General features: G+C 38.9%; 4 protein-coding genes. 3 read left to right on the top strand and 1 reads right to left on the bottom strand.

Translation table 11 applies throughout. From position 1 onward, the window contains the following. A partial coding sequence (locus tag NTU69_10455) for a hypothetical protein (protein MCX5803931.1) occupies positions 1-215 on the bottom strand: 215 nt, incomplete at its 3' end. A gap of 228 nt (positions 216-443) precedes the next feature. Here NTU69_10455 and secD point away from each other — a divergent pair. From secD to NTU69_10440, 3 genes are all read left to right on the top strand, one after another. Beyond that, positions 444-2,036, top strand: a complete 1,593-nt coding sequence (gene secD / locus NTU69_10450) for a protein translocase subunit SecD (GenBank protein MCX5803930.1) — start codon at positions 444-446, stop codon at positions 2,034-2,036. 10 nt (positions 2,037-2,046) lie between these two features. After that, complete coding sequence (secF, locus tag NTU69_10445) at positions 2,047-2,949, top strand: protein translocase subunit SecF (GenBank protein ID MCX5803929.1); 903 nt, start codon at positions 2,047-2,049, stop codon at positions 2,947-2,949. A gap of 82 nt (positions 2,950-3,031) precedes the next feature. Then, positions 3,032-3,286: hypothetical protein (locus NTU69_10440; GenBank protein MCX5803928.1), on the top strand; the 255-nt coding region annotated here is incomplete at its 3' end.

The following is a 3,286-nucleotide window of genomic DNA, read 5'->3' as shown; positions in this document are numbered from 1 at the left end:
AGCACCCCCTTTTCATTTTTTGCCGGAATATACCACCCCGAGATGGTGATGCCATCTTCTGTTTCAAAATAGATTTCTGAGTATTCAAGGTTTATATTTTTTGGGGTATGCCATATCTCCTTTTCAGGGAAGTAAAGCATGCTGTCCTGTATGAAATAGGTCACAGCGACGATAATTAAATATGATAGAGATAGAATGATTCCTATGTTAACCAATGTTTTCTGTAATCTTTTATTCAAATTTGATCCATTGTAACACAAAAATCTGATGGCTGATAGATATATTCGTTCATCCTTTAAGACAAAGCAGGGGTGTTTTAGGTTATGATTACATAGTTTTTAGCTACTGATATTATTGTCTTGTGAGAAAATTCTCTTGACAAAAAGTTTAGATAAATATAACTTTGGTTGTGAATTTTTCCAGCACTGAATATGGGGTCATGAATGATTAAGTCTTTAAAAATAAGGTTTATTCTCGTAGTACTGTTTTTAGTAATATCGGTTATTTACTGTATGCCGAACATTATTGAGCCGCAGGGCGTATGGAAGAAGTATTTCCCATCTGATAAGATCCATTTGGGGCTTGATTTAAAGGGGGGCATGCATCTGTTACTTGAGCTTGATACAGTAAAAATGATGCAAAACATGGTGGATAGAAAATTTAATGCCTTCAAAGATGCCATGATTCGTGAGGGAATACGCTTTATGGGGCTCGAAAAGAAAGAGAATTCTCTTTCTGTTTTGATAAGAGCAGAGCAAAAAGAAAAGCTCTACAATCTTGTAGGCAAAGAATTTCCTGACCTTAAATCAGGAGGCACAAGGACAGAAGGTGATAACCTGCATGTAGAGTTCCTTTTACTGGAAAGGGAGATTGCAAATATTAAGGATAATGCTGTCCGTCAGGCACTTGAAACGATCAGGAACAGAATAGACCAGTTTGGTGTATCCGAACCGGTAATTGTAAAGCAAGGTGAAAACCAGATTCTTGTACAGCTTCCAGGTATAAAGGACCCGCAGAGGGCTTTAGAATTGATAGGGAGGACTGCACAGCTTGAATTCAAGCTGGTCGATGAGGAAAATGCCTCGAGAGTTACGGTAGGTGCGATTCCTGAAGGCAGTGAAATACTTACAATGAGGACAAGAAATAGAGAGACCGGGATTGCAACAACAACCTCTATCCTCTTAAAAAAACAGACCCTTTTGACAGGTGAATTACTAACCGATGCGCGGGTGAGAATCGGGGGGGAGTTTGGGAATGAACCATATGTTTCAATAGAATTTGATAGTGAAGGCGCAAGGATATTCGATAAGATAACTGCTGAAAATGTGGGAAAGAGATTGGCCATTATTCTTGATAACACTGTTTACTCTGCCCCTGTTGTGAGGGAAAGAATATCCGGAGGGAAGGCTTCAATAACTGGTGGTTTTACAATGGATGAAGCAAAAGACCTATCAATAGTTCTTCGTGCAGGTGCACTCCCCGCACCTGTGAAGGTGGTACAGAATATTACAATTGGCCCCACTTTAGGACAGGACTCGATCAACAGAGGCATAAAAGCTACAATCCTGGGGAGTATATTGGTGATAATATTTATGGTTGTCTATTATCGCTTTTCTGGTATTATCGCAAATATTGCGTTGCTTTTAAATTTAATGTACCTCCTTGGGGCTTTTAGTGCACTCAAGGCTACGATGACCCTTCCCGGTATTGCAGGTATTGCACTTACTATTGGAATGGGGGTTGATTCAAATGTTCTGATCTTTGAGAGGATACGAGAAGAATTAAGGCTTGGGAAGACAGTGAGAGCTGCAGTGGATAGCGGATATCAAAAGGCGTGGGTTGCAATCTTTGATTCCCACATAACAACCCTTATCACCGCCTGTGTACTTTTTATGTTTGGTACCGGCCCGATTAAGGGATTTGCGATAACACTGATTATAGGAATGATAATAAATCTTTTTACTGCTGTATTTGGTTCTAAAACTATTTTTGATTGGATTTTAATAAAATACAAACCGAGAAGGTTGAGTATCTGAGACAATTATTATGATGGAGTTATTGAAAGATACCAATATAGATTTTATTGGATTCAGGAAAAAGGCATTTATCTTATCTGCAATACTTGTTGCCATCGGATTTTATGCCTTGATAATGATATCCCTGGGGAAAGCGAACATCAGTGTTGATTTCACAGGAGGTACTAACATACAGATAAGGTTTAAAGAGAATGTAGACATAGGAGAGTTAAGGAAGGCTTTCACAGATGGTGGCATAAGTGATGTTCAAATACAGGAGATAAGCGGAACAAAGGATTTTTTTATAAAAACAAAGTTTTCTGATACGGACAAAGAGAAAATACAGGACAAGGTGGCATCAATATTGTCAGGTAAATATAAGGATAAAAAATTCGAAATCCTTGGAAGTAACATGGTAGGGGCTGGTGTGGGGAAGGGATTAAAAAAATATGCAATCATTGCGGTGGGCCTTGCACTGGTCGGTATAATCATATACGTTGCATGGAGGTTTACGTTTATATCCGGTATAGCAGCGACCATTGCGACATTTCATGATGTGGTAGCAATACTGGGTGTTTTTTATATACTCGATAAAGAGCTGAACCTATTGATTATCACCGCACTGCTCACCATTGCAGGATATTCACTGCAGGATACTGTTGTTGTCTATGACCGTATCCGGGAAAATATGGCAAAAATGAAATCGAAGGATGATTTTGGTGTAGTGATAAACCGGAGTATCAATGAAGTGCTGAGCCGTACGATAATAACAGGTCTCAGTACACTCTTTGCATTAGGTGCCCTTATGGTTGTTGGTGGTGAAGTGCTTTTTGATTTTTCCTTTGCCCTTTTTATAGGTTTAATTGTTGGAACCTACTCATCTATCTTCGTTGCAAGCCCCATTGTATATGTATGGAGAAGGAAGTTTCGTTAATACACAGTGGTTTACATCTCTCTTAAAATTAATACTCTCAAATATTCCTTGAAGAAACATTGAATATCAGGAGGGGATTATAATGCTATCGAGGCTTGAAGATGTACTCAAAGATAAAGAGCGGGAGCTAAAACTACATCAGAGATTCCTCAATTTAAAAACCTTTTGTGAAGAAAAGGTATTCTCCTCCACTAAGCTGCCTTTAAAAGAACATGTTGAAACACTTAAGGGGTTGATAGAAAAGATTATTCCTGACCCGAGAGACAGAACAGAAGAGATGTTTTCAGGGGAGATATTCGCGCTCCTTAGCACACTGTATCTGCATGATATAGGGCTG

This window comes from Pseudomonadota bacterium, assembly GCA_026388215.1.
In the GTDB taxonomy this organism is placed as follows: Bacteria; Desulfobacterota; Syntrophorhabdia; order Syntrophorhabdales; family Syntrophorhabdaceae; genus JAPLKF01.
This window is presented reverse-complemented; position numbering and strand designations above follow the sequence as displayed.